Source organism: Paraburkholderia sp. XV (assembly GCF_020177535.1).
GTDB lineage: Bacteria > Pseudomonadota > Gammaproteobacteria > Burkholderiales > Burkholderiaceae > Paraburkholderia > Paraburkholderia caribensis.
In genome coordinates this window covers 1-14,606 of the sequence record NZ_JAGUUD010000160.1, presented here as the reverse complement: position 1 = coordinate 14,606, position 14,606 = coordinate 1, and the positions used below count along the sequence as shown (strand labels likewise).

Here is a 14,606-nt window from a genome sequence, read left to right as displayed (position 1 = left end):
GCGCCGTGCGCGAGCGATGGCCGAACGAGCGCAGATCGTTCACGCCATACCAGCGATGGCTGCGCAGTTCGTCGGGGGACTTTTTCTTGCGTTCGTTGCCGTTGTTGCTCACGTCGTCTCACTCCAGGTATTGCTTCAATCCCACTTCAATGGCACCGCAATGCTGCCGCGCCGCGCGTGCATCGCTGCGCGGCGCATGCGTTCAAACCGGTCACGCGGAGACGTTGCCCGCGAACTTACGCTCGAACTCGAGCAGTTCGCGCGCCGCCTGCGCAACAGCGGCATGATGCTCGACAGGCGTTTCGCTCAGCAGCGGCAGGATCGAACCCATGTCAGCGATACCGGAAAACGTGACGGCATCGTGCAACACGCGAATCAGCGAGATGTTGTCGCGTAGCGTTTCAAGCGGCATGAATGCGTCATAGATACGCTGCGCTTCAGCGTCGCGGCCTTGCTTCGCGGCGGCCAGCAACCCCGTCACGGCATGCGAAGCGATACAGCCGCTGCCCGTCGTCCATGCGGCAAGACCAAAGTCACGGACATGCGTGAGCGCGGGACGCTCGCCCATGCCGGAAATCACCCGCGCCGGACTCACCCTCTCGAGCAGACGGCGCAGGTAGGGATCGTTCGCGGGGTTCTGGCGGACGATCGCATACTTGACGGCGATCAGCGTGCCGCGCTCGACGAGTCGCGCCAGCGTGTCGACGTCCACATAGTCTTCGCTCTTGATATAGAGCGTGAGCGGCATGCCCGCTGTGTCGGCGATGCGCGTCAGGCCCGCTTCGACCCCCGCCGGCGTCGTGAAGCCCGACAGCGGCAACACCATTGCGGTTCGATACGAGGTCTGGGCGAGGATGCGCGCCTGGTCCAGCATCTTGCCGAAATCCGGGCCGATGGCGGGGATCACGCGCGTAGTCGACGCCGCGCTCTCCGCCAGCATGTCGAGCAGGTCGCGATATTCGCTGACGGCTACGTGATAGAAATTCGCGTTGCCGCCATACAGCAGCGTACGCACGCCGCCCGCCTCGATATGGCGGATCAGTTTCTGGTTGGCATCGACGTCGAGCGACAGATTCGAGCGGCGCGCAAGCGGCGGGACTGCCATCACGGTCGACGCGAACTCGCGCTCGACGATCTGGGACTCGTTCATAAGATCTCGTAGTTCGGAGGGTGGCTGACAAGCCAGAAAATTATCACCCGCGTCGCAATGTTGTCAAACAACTTTTCGATGACTCGGTGTTTTCCATGAAATCGTTTGACAACGGTTTCCGCATGCGCCAACGCGGTCGCCATGGCAGCCGACATACGGTTACATTGCAAGATCGGCAACAAGCCGCATCGAAAGGAGACAGACGATGATCAAGTACGCACTGTTCGCGCGTTTCGAAGCGAAGCCCGGCAAGGAAGCGGACGTCGAGGCATTTCTGCAGAAGGGACTGGAACTGGCCAACCAGGAAACCACCACGCCCATCTGGTTCGCGCTGAAGATAGCCGAGCGCACCTACGGCGTGTTCGACGCCTTCCCCGACGAAGCCAGCCGCCAGGCGCATCTGGACGGTCCGATCGCGAAGGCGCTGATGGGCGTCGCGGACGACCTGTTCACCGGGCCGCCGCAGATCGGCCGCATCGACGTGCTGGGCATGAAGAACACGCTCGGCTGAACACCGCACGAGCAAACCGGAAAAGGAGACGGTAACCCATGGCCATACGCATCGTTCGACTCGGATCGGAACGCGCGCCGGATGAAGGCGTGCGCATCGGCACCGTGCGGCGTCCGCCGCGCGGCGTGCCGAAGGCCGAGTTCGGCAGCCGCAATTTCTACGACGTCTGGCTGCCGACGCTGTCGCCCACGCCGGAACTCGTCAGCGAAGCCCTGTCCGCCAGCAGCGACGCCGAGTGGAAGGCCTTCGTCCGCAAGTTTCGCGCGGAGATGAATCACGGCGACGCGCCGAAAGTGCTCGACACGCTCGCCGCGCTGTCCGCCACGGCGAATTTTTCGGTCGGCTGCTATTGCGAGCATGAAAACCGCTGCCATCGCAGCGTGCTGCGCGAGCTGCTCGCCGACCGGGGCGCGACGCTCGCGTAACGCGTTTCGCAGGCGCAGAGGACGTTCAGGCGATCGCGCCGCCCCCGTCGATCAACACCGTCGAACCCGTCGCGTAAGGCGTCGTCGCCAGATAGACGATCGCGTTCGCGACGTCTTCGGGCTGGCCGACGCGCCGCGCGGGCAGCCGGTTCGCAGCGCCTTCGAACATGCTGTCGCGCGCCTCGTCGGTAAGCTTCGACCAGAGCGGCGTCGCGATCAATCCCGGCGACACCGTGTTCACGCGCACGGGCGACAGCTCCAGCGCGAGGCCGCGCGCGAGCGCTTCGAGCGCCGCGTTGATCGCGCCTTGCAAAACGGACGTCTTGCTCGGCCGCACGGCGAGAAAGCCCGACACGAAGGTCAACGACCCGCCTTCGGCAATCTTCACGGCGCGCGCCACGCGGTAGGCGCCCCAGAACTTGCTGTCCATCGCCTTGTAGGCGTCGTCGAGCGGCAGCTGGCGCACGGGGCCGGACGGCGTCTGCGCCGCCGAAATGACGACGTGATCGAACGGTTGCTGCGCGGCGAAGTACGCTTCGACGGCTGCGGCATCTGTCGTGTCGATCTCTGCCGTCTGCACGCCGTGGCCGATTTCCTGTGCCGCCGCCGACAGCTTCTGCGCATTGCGCGACGCAATCGTCACCTGTGCGCCGAGCGCCGCGAAAGCCATTGCCGCCGCCGCACCAATGCCCGAGCTGCCGCCGACGATCAGCACGCGTTTCGATTCAAGCGAATTCATCTGTATCTCCTTGCTCAAGAAAGTGAATGGATTGCGCCGTCACTTCGGCCGTCACTTCGGCCGTCACTGCGCGACGACGCCAAGCTGCTGCAAAAACGTCAGGTTGTCTTCGAGATGCCAGTTTTCGGCGATACGGCCGTTCGCGACGCGATAGATATCGGTGGCGATGAAATCGACATTCTGACCCTGCCCCTGCACGCCCTTGAACTCGCCCGTGAAGTGGCCGTGAAAGCGCAGATGCACGACGACGCGATCGCCGCTGACCACCATCTGCTCGATCTCGGCCCGCAGATCAGGCACGGCGGCCCGCACGAACTTCGACGCGGCAAGCGGCCCTTCGATGCCCTGCGCGCGGCCCGGCGGCAAAGTGCGATCGGTGAAGCCGGGCGCGAGCGCGGCGCGGGCCAGCGCTGCGTCGCCCGTGCTCCAGAACGTGTCGTAGCGGCGCGCGGCGAGTATCTGCGCGTCGCGCTGCGCCTTGGGCAGGCTGTGATCGACGGTCAGTTGATGGGGCTCGACGAGCGAATCGTTCGAAACAGCGGCAAAAGCGGGCGCGCCCACAATCGACGCGACAGCCAGCGCGGCGCCCAGCAGGCGGCGCAACGGAGAAGCAGGACGAAACGACATGATGGGCTCCTTGAAGAAAAGCAACGGATCGGATTGATGGGTATGCTAGTCTTCGCGCCATGGAAGAAATACCACTTCCAGACTGATGAATCCTTTCTTTTTTGAGAAGAATGAGCGACACCCGCATCGACAGTCTGCCGGCCCTGATTGCCTTCTCCCGCGTGGTTTCGGCGGGAAGTCTGTCGGCGGCGGCACGCGAAATGGACCTGCCGCTGTCCGTCGTCAGCAAGCGGCTCGCGCAACTGGAGAAAAGCGTCGGCGTGCGGCTGATCCAGCGCACCACGCGCCGGCAAACGCTGACGGAAGAAGGCGCGCTGTTTCATGCACGCGTCGTGCGCATACTCGACGAGATCGAGCAGGCGGAAGAACTGCTGTCGCAACGCCGCCAGGAAGTGAGCGGCCTGCTGCGCGTCACGGCGCCCGGCCAACTCGGCCGGCAGAAGATCGCGCCGCTGATCGCCGATTTCCAGCGGCTGCATCCGCAGCTCACCGTCCAGCTCGAACTGACGGACGCCGTCGTCGATCTGGTCGAAAGCGGCTTCGATCTCGCGATCCGCTTCGGCAGTCTCGCCGATTCATCGCTAATCGCGCGCTCGCTCGCGCCGAATTTTCGCGTGCTGTGCGCCTCGCCCGCGTATCTGCAGGCGCACGGCACGCCGAAGCATCCCGACGATCTGACCTCGCACCGCTGCATCCTGATCGGCGACCAGCGGCGCGCGGAATGGCGCTTCGAAGGTGACGAGAGCATCGCGGTGCGCGTCGATGCCGCGATCGTCACGAACGACGGCGAAGCCGCGCATCTGTTCGCGCTTGCCGACGCGGGCATCGCGGTGAAGTCGATCTGGGACGTCGGCGACGACATACTCGCCGGCAAGCTGCGACGCGTGCTGCCGCAACATTCGATGTCCGCCGCGCCGCTGCACGCGATCTATCCGCACAGCCAGCATCTCGCGCCGCGCGTGCGCGCTTTCGTCGACTATCTGCGCGAGCGGCTCGCACAAGCCTGGCGATGGGAGACGCTGTAGGCCGCGTGCGCCCGCGCCGCGCGGCTGCGGCTTGATGATTTCTTCATGATCTGTCGATAGCGCCATCCTCGTGCGGCTCGCACCATATCAACAGCGAATCCCGCCGCGCCCGCCGCTTTCACCGGGGACGGCGCGGGCCTTCCGGCTTCGCCTGCCGGCCAGTCAGCGCTGACCGTACCCGCATCGTTTCGAAGGAGTCAGATCATGAAGACGCTTCGCATCGCGGCGACCTGCGCGGTCGCTCTGTCAGTGGGATATGTTGGGCACGCAGGGGCGCAGGATCAATCCGCAACCGTGCCCGTCGCGCAAACGGCGCAGGATGTCGGCGGCATGCCCGACACGTCGTCCGGCCAGTCCGGACGCGCGATGGGCACCACACGCGCCGACGTCTATCAGGACCTGCTGCACTCCGAGCAGTCGGGTGAGCAGCATCGGCTGAACGCCAGCCTCTATCACGGCAAGTGAGCACCATGCATGCGATGCACCGCGGCCTTCGCGGCGCATCGCGCCTGGAACCGGCGCGCGTCAATAACCGATCCGCTTCTCGACGCTCCTGAATTTTCCCAGCGACCGATAGCGGTTGAACCACGGATTCGTGCGCAGCTCGCACAGTCGCGGCGAGCGCTCCGCGAGCGACACCTCGAGCCAGCGGAACATCGCGTCGGCCTGGCCCAGCCGGGCATAGAGTTCCGCGAACAGAAACGGCGACGTATAACGCGTCTGACGCCGCGCCTGCAGGTCCTGCAGATACCACTGCAACACCCGGTCATAACCACCCTCATCCCACGCCGCGCACGCCCGCTTCGCGTCAATCGGCGGAAGGCATTTCGCGGTCGACACCCGGCCAGAGTGCGTATCCGACAGCGCATGCTGTGTTACGGAACATTCTGGGCGACAAAACCGCGCTCGCAAAGCCTTCTTATGCATTTCGCAACGGCGGTGCGAGCTTTCGGATTGGGCGCGGGCATCGCCGGAAGCGCTGCAACGCGGCGTCCATGGTTGTCAGTCAAGGCGCAGCCCGGCCAGGCCATGTGTGCGCGTTGCTGCAAATCTTCCAGCCTCCCTTTCAATGCGCCGATCTGGCATAGGTTTCGCGAGCTTTTTGGGATAATGATTCGCACGGGAATCAGGTAATTTCCAGTTAGCGTCGGCGTGGACCGTCCGGATGATCGCCATCCGCAACGCCGCCTTACACCATTCACATCGGAAGACTCATCGACAATGGCCACAGCGACGCCCCGCACCAGCGACACCACCCTGCTCGACCCCAGGCACGCGGCCCGTTTCACGCTCGGCAACCGGATCATGCTGAGCTTCGGCGCGCTGTTCGTGCTGATGCTGGTGATGGCCGCGATCTCGTGGAGCCGGCTGCGCGTGATGGACGACGAAGCGCTCAGCATGGGCCACGACTCGGTGCCCGGCCTTTATCTCGCGACGACCTTGCGCGCGGCCGCCAACGAAGGCTATTCGACGCTCGAACGCGCGCTCTTCGTCGACAGCAGCGAGGCGGCGACGAAGCAGGATCTCGAACGGATGCCGGCCTTGCTGCAGAAGTTCGATCAGGTGTCGGCCGAGTACCAGGCCACGCTCTTTCGCGACGCGGACCGCGAGCACTTCCGCGTCTTCCGCGCCGCCTGGGATCGATATCTGCCCCAACTCAACGAGGCGATGCACGCGGCACCCGCCTCGAAGGCGGATGCACAGGCCACCTTCATCAAGCTCGCGCCCGCCTGGGAAAGCGTGATCCGCGCGGCAAACGCGCTGGTCAACGAAAACCGCACCCAGGCCGACGAATCCGCAAAATCGATCCGCGACTCGGTGACGGGCACGGAAATCACGCTCGCGACGGCGCTCGGGGTCACGCTGCTGGTCGCGCTCTACACCGGCTTTTCGCTGTACCGCGCGATCACGGTACCGATGGCGAGCCTCGTCGACGTGCACAACGTGATGCGCACGGGCAACCTGACGCAGCGCCTGAAGCTGGGCCGCCGCGACGAATTCGGCACGCTGGAGGCGGGCTTCAACCGCATGGCCGAGGAACTGAACAGCCTCGTTGCGCAGGCGCAAAAGTCGTCGCTGCAGGTGACGACGTCGGTGGCCGAGATCGCGGCGACGTCGAAGGAACAACAGGCGACCGCGACGGAAACGGCCGCGACCACCACGGAGATCGGCGCGACCTCGCGCGAAATCTTCGCGACCTCGCGCGATCTGCTGCGCACGATGAACGAAGTGTCGGCCGTCGCGGATCAGTCGGCGACGCTCGCGGGCGCGAGCCAGAACGGCCTCACGCGGATGGAAGACACGATGCGCAGCGTGATGGAAGCAGCCGGCTCGGTGAACGCGAAACTCGCGATCCTCAACGAGAAAGCCGTCAACATCAATCAGGTGGTCGCGACGATCACCAAGGTCGCCGATCAGACCAACCTGCTGTCGCTGAACGCGGCAATCGAAGCCGAGAAGGCGGGCGAATACGGCCGCGGCTTTGCCGTCGTGGCGACGGAGATCCGCCGTCTTGCGGACCAGACGGCCGTCGCCACGTTCGATATCGAACAGACCGTGAAGGAGATCCAGTCGGCCGTGTCGGCGGGCGTGATGGGCATGGACAAGTTCTCCGAAGAAGTGCGGCGCGGCATGCGCGACGTGCAGCAGGTCAGCGAGCAGCTGTCGCAGATCATTCACGAAGTGCAGACGCTCGCGCCGCGCTTCCAGCTCGTCAACGAAGGCATGCACACGCAGGCGACGAGCGCCGAGCAGATCACCCAGGCGCTGTCGCAGTTGTCGGAGGCCGCGCAGCAGACGGCGGAATCGCTGCGTCAGTCGTCGCAGGCGATCGACGATCTCACGCTCGTCGCGAACCAGCTGCGCACGGGCGTGTCGCGCTTCAAGATCGAAGCGTGATGCCGATGCGCGCACGCGACGGGGACTGACACAGCGATGCTCTTCCTTCTGTTTGAACTCGACCGCGACCGCTATGCGCTCGATGCCGCCGACATCGTCGAAGTGCAGACGCTGACGGCCACCAAGGCGATTCCCGGCGCGCCCGCGTGGGTCGCAGGCGTGATCGAGCGGCACGGCGAACCCGTGCCCGTGATCGATCTCGCGCAACTCGCGCTTGGCCGGGCGTCGCAGTACTGGCGCTCCACCCGGCTCGTGTTCGTCCACTATCGTGACACGCGCCACACCCTTGAACCCGGCGACGCGGACACGCCCCCGCGGCTGCTCGGCCTGATCGTCGAACGCGCGACGCAGACGCGCCGGATCGAACGCGGGCACTTCGCCCACAGCGGCATCGCGACGCCGCATGCGCGCTGGCTCGGTCCCGTCGCGAGCGACGAGTCCGGCCTGATCCAATGGATCGACGTGCAGCAGATGCTCGACGACGACGTGAAAGCGCTGCTCTTCCCGCAACCCGAACCTCACAAGCGATGAACGCCGCGAACGCCATCGTGCCGCGCTTCGAAACCTGGCTCCTGCGGGAGACGGGGATCGACGCGTCGTCGCTGGGCATCAACGCGCTGGAGCGCGCGGTGCTCGAACGCGTGCGCGTGACGCGCCTTGGCCTCGCCGCGCACGACACGAGCGTCGCCATCGATCCCGCCGAGATCGAAGCGTACTGGCAGCAATTGAACGTGTCGCGCGACGAACGGCAGGCGCTGATCGAGGCGCTCGTCGTGCCCGAAACGTGGTTCTACCGCGATCGCGAGGCGTACGTGGCACTCGCGCGGCTCGCGAACGAGCGGCTCGTGCGCGATCCGATGCACGTGCTGCGCGTGCTGAGCCTGCCTTGCTCGACGGGCGAGGAGCCCTACACCATTGCGATGACGCTGCTCGACGAAGGCATCGGCGAAAACCGCTTCGCCGTCGACGCCTTCGATATCAGCGCCCGCGTGATCGAGCATGCGCGCGCGGGCCGCTACGGGCGCAATTCGTTTCGCGGCCATCCGCTCGCGTTTCGCGACCGGCATTTCACGGCGCTCGACGACGGCTGGCAGCTAAGCGAGCGCGTGCGCGACACGGTGCGGTTCTCGCACGCGAACCTGTTCGACTTGCAGGCGGGCGCGCAGGCGCCGTACGACTTTATTTTCTGCCGCAACGTGCTGATCTATTTCGACCGCGAAGCGCAGGACCGCGCCATCCGCGTGCTCGACGCGAATCTCGCCAGCGGCGGCACGATCTTCGTCGGCCCTGCCGAAACCGGCCTGATGATGCGGCACGCGATGAGCTCCGCGCGCATTCCGCTTGCGTTTGCGTTCCGGCGCAGCACGCCCGAAGAAACGAATGCGGCGCGCGCGGCCAAACCGCTTGCCATGAGCGCGGCAAACCTGACGGCGCAAGCCATGCGTACACCCGCGTTCACGGCGGCAACGCGCGCGCCCGCAAAACCGCCGCTTGCGAGCCGCGCCCTCGCGCCGCCGCCCGCGCGCGCGCAACAGAGCGTGCAGACGTTGCCGCCCGCGTCGACCCCGCCCGCCGCTGCGGAACCATTGCTGGCTGCGGCGCGCCGTCACGCCGACGCGGGCGACTTCGACGAAGCCGAGCGCCTCGCGCATCAGCACGCGATCGCGCATGGCCCGAATGTCGACGCGTTCTACCTGCTCGGCCTGATCGCCGATGCGCGCGGCCGCAGCGCCGATGCCGCCGACTTCTATCGCAAGGCGCTCTATCTGGAGCCCGCGCATTACGAAGCGCTCACGCATCTGGCCGCATTGCTCGACATCGGCGGCGATCGGGCAGGCGCGCAGAATCTGATGCAGCGCGCGCAACGCTCGGCTGCGCGCGCGGCTCAATCGACACAATCATCAACCGACGACGCGCAACGTTCACGAGGACTCCATGCTGCACGACGCTCCTGATCATTCGAGCGCGGCCGTGCGCGTCGACGCCTGCTGGAACCGCATCGGCACGCGTGGCGACAACACCTGCCCGCGCCTCGCCGACCATTTTCGCTGCCTGAACTGCCCGGTCTTCGCGCAAAGCGCGGCACGGTTGCTCGACCGGCCGTTGAGCGACGCGGACCTCGTTGTGCGTGCGGAATCGAGCGCACCCCGAGCGGCAGCGCGTGAAGCATCCGCGCAGACGCAATCCGCCCTCGCCTTTCGCGTCGCGGGCGAGTGGCTCGCGCTGCCGACGCGCGTGCTGCGCGAGATCGACGATATCCGCGCGATCCATTCGCTGCCGCATCAACGTTCGCGCGCCGTGCTCGGCGTCGTCAACGTGCGCGGCGCGCTGACCGTGGCCGTCTCGCTCGGCGAGTTGCTGAACATGGACCGCGCCGCCGACACGAAGCAGGCCGCGCGCAACGGCTATGCGCGGATGCTGGTCGCGGCGCAAGACAGCGAGCCCGGCGCACCGCCCGTTGCCTTGCCCGTCGACGAAGTCGAAGGTGTGATCCGTTATGCGGACGCTGAACTGCTGCCCGTGCCCGCGACGCTCGCGCATGCCACCGCGTCGCACGCGCGTGGCGTGCTCGCGTGGCGCGGCGCAACCGTCGGGCTGATCGAGCCGGCGCGGCTGTTCGACTCGATTGCCCGGAGCCTGCGATGACCGACGACGATCAGTCGCTGCTCGAACTGTTCCGCGAGGAAGCCGCCGCGCAGACGCGCGTGCTGTCCGACGGGTTGCTCGCGCTCGAACATCGCCCCGCCGACGCCGCCGCGCTCGAAGCCTGCATGCGCGCCGCGCATTCGCTCAAGGGCGCGGCGCGCATCATCGGCTTGCAGGACGGCGTCGATATCGCGCATGTGATGGAAGAGTGCTTCGTCGGCGCGCAACGCGGTGAACTGCAACTGACGCCCGCGCATATCGACGTGCTGCTGCGCGGCGTCGATATGCTGTTGCGCGTGGGCGAAGCGAAGCCGGACGCGCCAGTCACGCGCGCCGATATCGACGGGTTCGTGGCGCGGATGGCGTCGCCCGAAAGCGCCGCGCACGAAACGGCCGACGGTGACGGGCCGCAACCCGCGCCGGACATCGACGTGTACGCGCAACTCCAGGCGCAGTTGCAGGCCGAAGCGCTCGCGCAACGGCAGGAAACGCCTGAGGCCGACCCGACTGCCCCGACCGACGCCCCCGCGCAGCAAGACACCCATGCCTCGGCTCGCACCCCGGACCGCATGCTGCGCGTGCGCGCCGCGAATCTCGACCGCGTGTTGAGCCTGTCGGGCGAAGTGCTCGTCGAATCGCGCTGGCTGAAGCCGTTCGCGACCTCGATGCTGCGCCTCAAGCGCACGCAGCGCGAAACCTCACGCGCGCTCGACGCGCTCTACGACACCCTCGCCGAGCATCTCGACGATGCCGCGCTCGCGGCGCTCGCCGACGTGCGCACCTCGCTCAACAGCATGCAGCACACGCTCGGCGCGCGTCTCGACGAACTCGACCGCTTCGACCGCAGCAGCGCGAATCTCGCGCAACTGCTGTACGACGAAGCGCTGCAGTGCCGGATGCGACCGTTCGGCGACGCGACGCACGCCTACCCGCGCGTCGTGCGCGATCTGGCGCGCTCGCTCGGCAAGCGTGTGAAGTTCGAGATCGTCGGCACGTCGACGCAGGTGGACCGCGACATTCTCGACATGCTCGACGCGCCGCTCGGCCATCTGTTGCGCAACGCGCTCGATCACGGCATCGAGTCACCCGACGCGCGCATCGCGCGCGGCAAGCCCGCCGAAGCGCACGTGACGCTCGAAGCGCGCCACAGCGCGGGCAAGCTGCTGATCAGCGTCAGCGACGACGGCGCGGGCATCGATCTCGACAACGTGCGTGCGTCGGTGATCCGCCGCAAACTCGCCGATGCGGACACGGCCGCGCGCCTGTCCGAACAGGAACTGCTCGACTTCCTGCTGCTGCCGGGCTTTTCGATGCGCGAGCAGGTCACGGACGTCTCGGGCCGTGGCGTGGGCCTCGACGCCGTGCACGAAATGGTCAAGGCCGTGCGCGGCACCGTGCGCATCGTCAACGAGCCGGGCCGCGGCTCGCGCTTCGTGATGCAGTTGCCGTTGACGCTTTCCGTGGTGCGCAGCCTGCTCGTCGACGTGGGCGGCGAGGCCTACGCGTTTCCGCTCGCGCATGTGCGCCGCACGCTCGAACTCGCGCGCGCGGATATCGACATGCTCGAAGGCCAGCAGCACTTCGCATTCGACGGCAAGCCCGTCGGGCTCGTCACCGCGCATCAGCTGCTCGGCGCGCAGGCGGGCGTGGCGCGCGAGTCGGTGTCCGTCGTGGTGATCGGCGACGAACGGGAGACGTATGGGGTCGCCGTCGACCGCTTTCTCGGCGAGCGCATGCTCGTCGTGCAACCGCTCGACCCGCGTCTGGGCAAGATCCGCGACATCGCGGCGGGTGCGCTGATGGAGAACGGCGATGCCGTGCTGATCGTCGACGTCGACGACCTGTTGCGTTCGGTCGACAAGCTCGTGCGCGGCGGCCAACTCGACCGGATCGGCCGCGCGCACGACGTCGCCGCGCGCCAGCGCAAGCATGTGCTGGTGGTCGAAGATTCGTTGACGGTGCGCGAACTCGAACGCAAGCTGCTGGAAAAACGCGGCTACGCGGTGACGGTCGCCGTCGACGGGATGGACGGCTGGAACGCGCTGCATAACCAGGCGGACGGCACGTTCGATCTCGTCGTCACCGATATCGACATGCCGCGCATGGACGGCATCGAGCTCGTCACGCTGATCAAGCGCGACCCGCTATTCAAGGCCGTGCCCGTGATGATCGTGTCGTACAAGGACCGCGACGAGGACCGCCGGCGCGGGCTTGAAGCCGGCGCGGACTACTATCTCGCGAAGGGCAGCTTCCATGACGAAGCCTTGCTCGATGCGGTACGCGACCTGATTGGAGAGGCATCAGCATGAATATCGGCATCGCCAACGACCTGCCGCTCGCCGTCGAAGCGCTGCGCCGCGTGATCGCGCTGCGCCCCGAGCATCGCGTGCTGTGGGTCGCCGCCAATGGCGAGGAAGCCGTCGATTTCTGCGCCGCGCAGACGCCGGACGTCGTGCTGATGGACCTGATCATGCCGAAGACGGACGGCGTGGAAGCAACGCGCCGCATCATGGCGCGCACGCCCTGCCCGATCCTGATCGTGACGAGCAGCGTTGGCGCGAACACGTGGCGCGTCTATGAGGCGATGGGCGCGGGCGCGCTCGATGCCGTCGATACGCCGACGCTCGGCGGGCGCGGCATCGGCGAGTCGGCGCTGCTGATGCTGCAGAAGATCGACCAGATCGGCCAGCTGATGGACAAGCCCTGGGCGCCCCGGCAAACGGCCATCGCGCCGCTCACGCGCGATGCGCGGCGGCTGGTGGCGATCGGCGCGTCGGCGGGCGGGCCGGCCGCGCTCGCGACCGTGCTGGGCAGCCTGCCTGCGGACTTCGCCGCGCCCATCGTGATCGTGCAGCACGTCGACAAGGTGTTCGCCGACGGCATGGCGCAATGGCTCGACGGTCAGACGTCCATCCCGGTGCGCACCGCACGCGAAGGCGAGTTGCCGGCGGCAGGCGTCGCGCTGCTCGCGGCGACCAACGATCACATGCTGCTGACACAGAACGGCGCGCTGCACTACACTCGCGAGCCGGCCGAGATGCCCTACCGTCCTTCCGTCGACGTGTTCTTTCATAGTGTCGTCGAGCATTGGCCCGGCGAGGCACTCGGCGTACTGTTGACGGGCATGGGCCGCGACGGCGCGATCGGGCTGAAGGCGATGCGCGCGAAAGGCTACGACACGATCGCGCAGGACGAAGCGACGTGCGCCGTCTACGGCATGCCGAAGGCAGCCGCGATGCTGGGCGCGGCACGCCGGATTCTGCCGCTGGGCGGCATTGCCGGTCAGCTGGCGGCATTCGCGCGCGGCTGACTTCGCGCGAGACGGCAGGGGCAAAGACAGCAGCAGCAAGGCATTCGATGCAGGAGCGGCACGCAGTGAAACACCGGGACAACGCATGACCAGCACTTCCGACAGGGGTACGCACATGGACTTCGATCAAATCGGGGCACGGGACCAGGGGGGTTCCACATCGACGTCGGCCGACCGCGCGAATGCCGCGCTCGAAGCCGCGCGCGCCGCGCTGGAAACGGCCGCGCTGTCCGACGTGCCGATCATGGTGTTGCTGGTCGACGACCAGGCGATCGTCGCGGAAGCCGTGCGGCGCGCGCTCGCGAATGAAGACGGCATCGACCTGCACTACTGCGCGAGCGCCGACGAAGCCATCCATGCGGCCACCCACACGCGCCCCACGGTGATCCTGCAGGACCTCGTGATGCCCGGCATCGACGGGCTCACGCTGGTCAAGGCGTACCGCACGAACGCGAAGCTGCGCGACGTGCCCATCATCGTGCTGTCGACCAAGGAAGAGCCGACCATCAAGAGCGCGGCCTTCGCGGCGGGCGCGAACGACTATCTCGTCAAGCTGCCCGACCGGATGGAGCTGGTCGCGCGCATCCGCTATCACTCGCGCTCGTACGTGAACCTGCTGCAGCGCGACGAGGCGTATCGTGCGCTGCGCGAATCGCAGCAGCAACTGCTGGAAGCGAATCTCGAACTGCGCAAGCTGACGCAATCGGACGGGCTGACGGGGCTGTCGAACCGCCGTTATCTGGACGAATATCTGAGCGCCGAATGGCGGCGCGGCATGCGCGCGCAAACGGAAGTGTCGATGCTGATGATCGACGTCGACAACTTCAAGCCGTACAACGATACCTACGGCCACGTCGCGGGCGACGAAGTGCTCAAGCAGATAGCGTCGACGGTGGAGGGCTGCCTCGGGCGGCCCGGCGATCTCGCGGCGCGGTTCGGCGGCGAGGAGTTCGCGGTCGTGCTGCCGGGCACGTCGGCGGGCGGCACGCGCCTGCTTGCCGAGAAGATCCGGCTCGAAGTGGAAGCGCTGCGCATTGCGCATGCGGGATCGCCGTCGGGGCAATACGTGACGATCAGCGTCGGCTGCGCGACGCAGGTTCCCGCGCCGGACGCGCCGATGACGGCGCTGATCGAAGCTGCCGATCTCGCGCTCTATCGTGCGAAGCGCGATGGGAAGAACCGCGTGGCGGCGATGGAAAGCGGCCGGAGTGAAACGCGCTCGGGCGCTGCTTGATCGGTTGGATGGGGGGCTGGAGCGGGCGTTCGTTGATGTTG

General features: G+C 66.7%; 15 protein-coding genes. 11 read left to right on the top strand and 4 right to left on the bottom strand.

The window, feature by feature from the left end:
• Positions 1–211: 211 nt before the first annotated feature.
• Complete coding sequence (locus KFO72_RS38405; RefSeq protein WP_225034262.1) at positions 212–1,150, bottom strand: dihydrodipicolinate synthase family protein; 939 nt, start codon at positions 1,148–1,150, stop codon at positions 212–214.
• 205 nt (positions 1,151–1,355) lie between these two features.
• On the opposite strand from KFO72_RS38405, the gene KFO72_RS38400 reads away from it, so the two are divergent.
• Positions 1,356–1,661 carry a putative quinol monooxygenase gene (locus KFO72_RS38400; protein ID WP_060602951.1) on the top strand — a complete coding sequence of 102 codons (306 nt, stop codon included), beginning with the start codon at positions 1,356–1,358 and terminating at the stop codon, positions 1,659–1,661.
• Between the two features lie 38 nt (positions 1,662–1,699).
• Positions 1,700–2,086 carry a DUF488 domain-containing protein gene (locus tag KFO72_RS38395; RefSeq protein ID WP_035989493.1) on the top strand — a complete coding sequence of 129 codons (387 nt, stop codon included), beginning with the start codon at positions 1,700–1,702 and terminating at the stop codon, positions 2,084–2,086.
• Positions 2,087–2,111: 25 nt separating this feature from the next.
• Here the strand turns inward: KFO72_RS38395 and KFO72_RS38390 are convergent, their stop codons facing one another.
• Together KFO72_RS38390 and KFO72_RS38385 are read right to left on the bottom strand one after the other, a co-directional pair.
• The gene (locus KFO72_RS38390) at positions 2,112–2,825 is read right to left on the bottom strand and encodes an SDR family oxidoreductase (RefSeq protein ID WP_054934732.1); all 714 of its coding nucleotides are present in this window, start codon (positions 2,823–2,825) and stop codon (positions 2,112–2,114) included.
• Positions 2,826–2,888: 63 nt separating this feature from the next.
• On the bottom strand, positions 2,889–3,452 hold the full coding sequence (locus KFO72_RS38385) for an ester cyclase (protein ID WP_225034261.1): 564 nt from the start codon (positions 3,450–3,452) through the stop codon (positions 2,889–2,891).
• 110 nt (positions 3,453–3,562) lie between these two features.
• Between KFO72_RS38385 and KFO72_RS38380 the strand changes: the two genes are divergently transcribed.
• Positions 3,563–4,477: a LysR family transcriptional regulator gene (locus tag KFO72_RS38380; RefSeq protein WP_054934731.1), complete on the top strand. Its 915-nt coding sequence runs from the start codon at positions 3,563–3,565 to the stop codon at positions 4,475–4,477.
• 204 nt (positions 4,478–4,681) lie between these two features.
• Positions 4,682–4,942: a hypothetical protein gene (locus KFO72_RS38375; protein ID WP_054934730.1), complete on the top strand. Its 261-nt coding sequence runs from the start codon at positions 4,682–4,684 to the stop codon at positions 4,940–4,942.
• A 60-nt stretch (positions 4,943–5,002) separates the two neighbouring features.
• On the opposite strand, the gene KFO72_RS38370 is transcribed toward KFO72_RS38375, so the two are convergent.
• Positions 5,003–5,317, bottom strand: a complete 315-nt coding sequence (locus KFO72_RS38370; protein WP_225034260.1) for a hypothetical protein — start codon at positions 5,315–5,317, stop codon at positions 5,003–5,005.
• A gap of 381 nt (positions 5,318–5,698) precedes the next feature.
• On the opposite strand from KFO72_RS38370, the gene KFO72_RS38365 reads away from it, so the two are divergent.
• The 7 genes from KFO72_RS38365 (at position 5,699) to KFO72_RS38335 (ending at position 14,565) form a co-directional block, all read left to right on the top strand.
• Positions 5,699–7,375, top strand: a complete 1,677-nt coding sequence (locus KFO72_RS38365) for a methyl-accepting chemotaxis protein (protein WP_054934728.1) — start codon at positions 5,699–5,701, stop codon at positions 7,373–7,375.
• 36 nt (positions 7,376–7,411) lie between these two features.
• Positions 7,412–7,906 carry a chemotaxis protein CheW gene (locus KFO72_RS38360; protein WP_225034259.1) on the top strand — a complete coding sequence of 165 codons (495 nt, stop codon included), beginning with the start codon at positions 7,412–7,414 and terminating at the stop codon, positions 7,904–7,906.
• On the top strand, positions 7,903–9,330 hold the full coding sequence (locus KFO72_RS38355) for a CheR family methyltransferase (protein ID WP_062916455.1): 1,428 nt from the start codon (positions 7,903–7,905) through the stop codon (positions 9,328–9,330). The genes KFO72_RS38360 and KFO72_RS38355 overlap by 4 nt, the downstream gene beginning before the upstream one ends.
• Entirely contained in the window at positions 9,311–10,021 is a 711-nt protein-coding gene (locus KFO72_RS38350) for a chemotaxis protein CheW (RefSeq protein WP_054934725.1), read from the top strand. The genes KFO72_RS38355 and KFO72_RS38350 overlap by 20 nt, the downstream gene beginning before the upstream one ends.
• Positions 10,018–12,330, top strand: a complete 2,313-nt coding sequence (locus tag KFO72_RS38345) for a hybrid sensor histidine kinase/response regulator (RefSeq protein WP_224100482.1) — start codon at positions 10,018–10,020, stop codon at positions 12,328–12,330. The genes KFO72_RS38350 and KFO72_RS38345 overlap by 4 nt, the downstream gene beginning before the upstream one ends.
• A complete protein-coding gene (locus KFO72_RS38340) occupies positions 12,327–13,331 on the top strand; it encodes a chemotaxis response regulator protein-glutamate methylesterase (protein ID WP_225034258.1) in 1,005 nt (334 codons plus the stop codon). Before KFO72_RS38345 ends, KFO72_RS38340 begins: the two co-directional genes overlap by 4 nt.
• Positions 13,332–13,446: 115 nt before the next feature.
• Positions 13,447–14,565: a diguanylate cyclase gene (locus tag KFO72_RS38335; RefSeq protein ID WP_062916451.1), complete on the top strand. Its 1,119-nt coding sequence runs from the start codon at positions 13,447–13,449 to the stop codon at positions 14,563–14,565.
• Positions 14,566–14,606 lie beyond the last annotated feature (41 nt).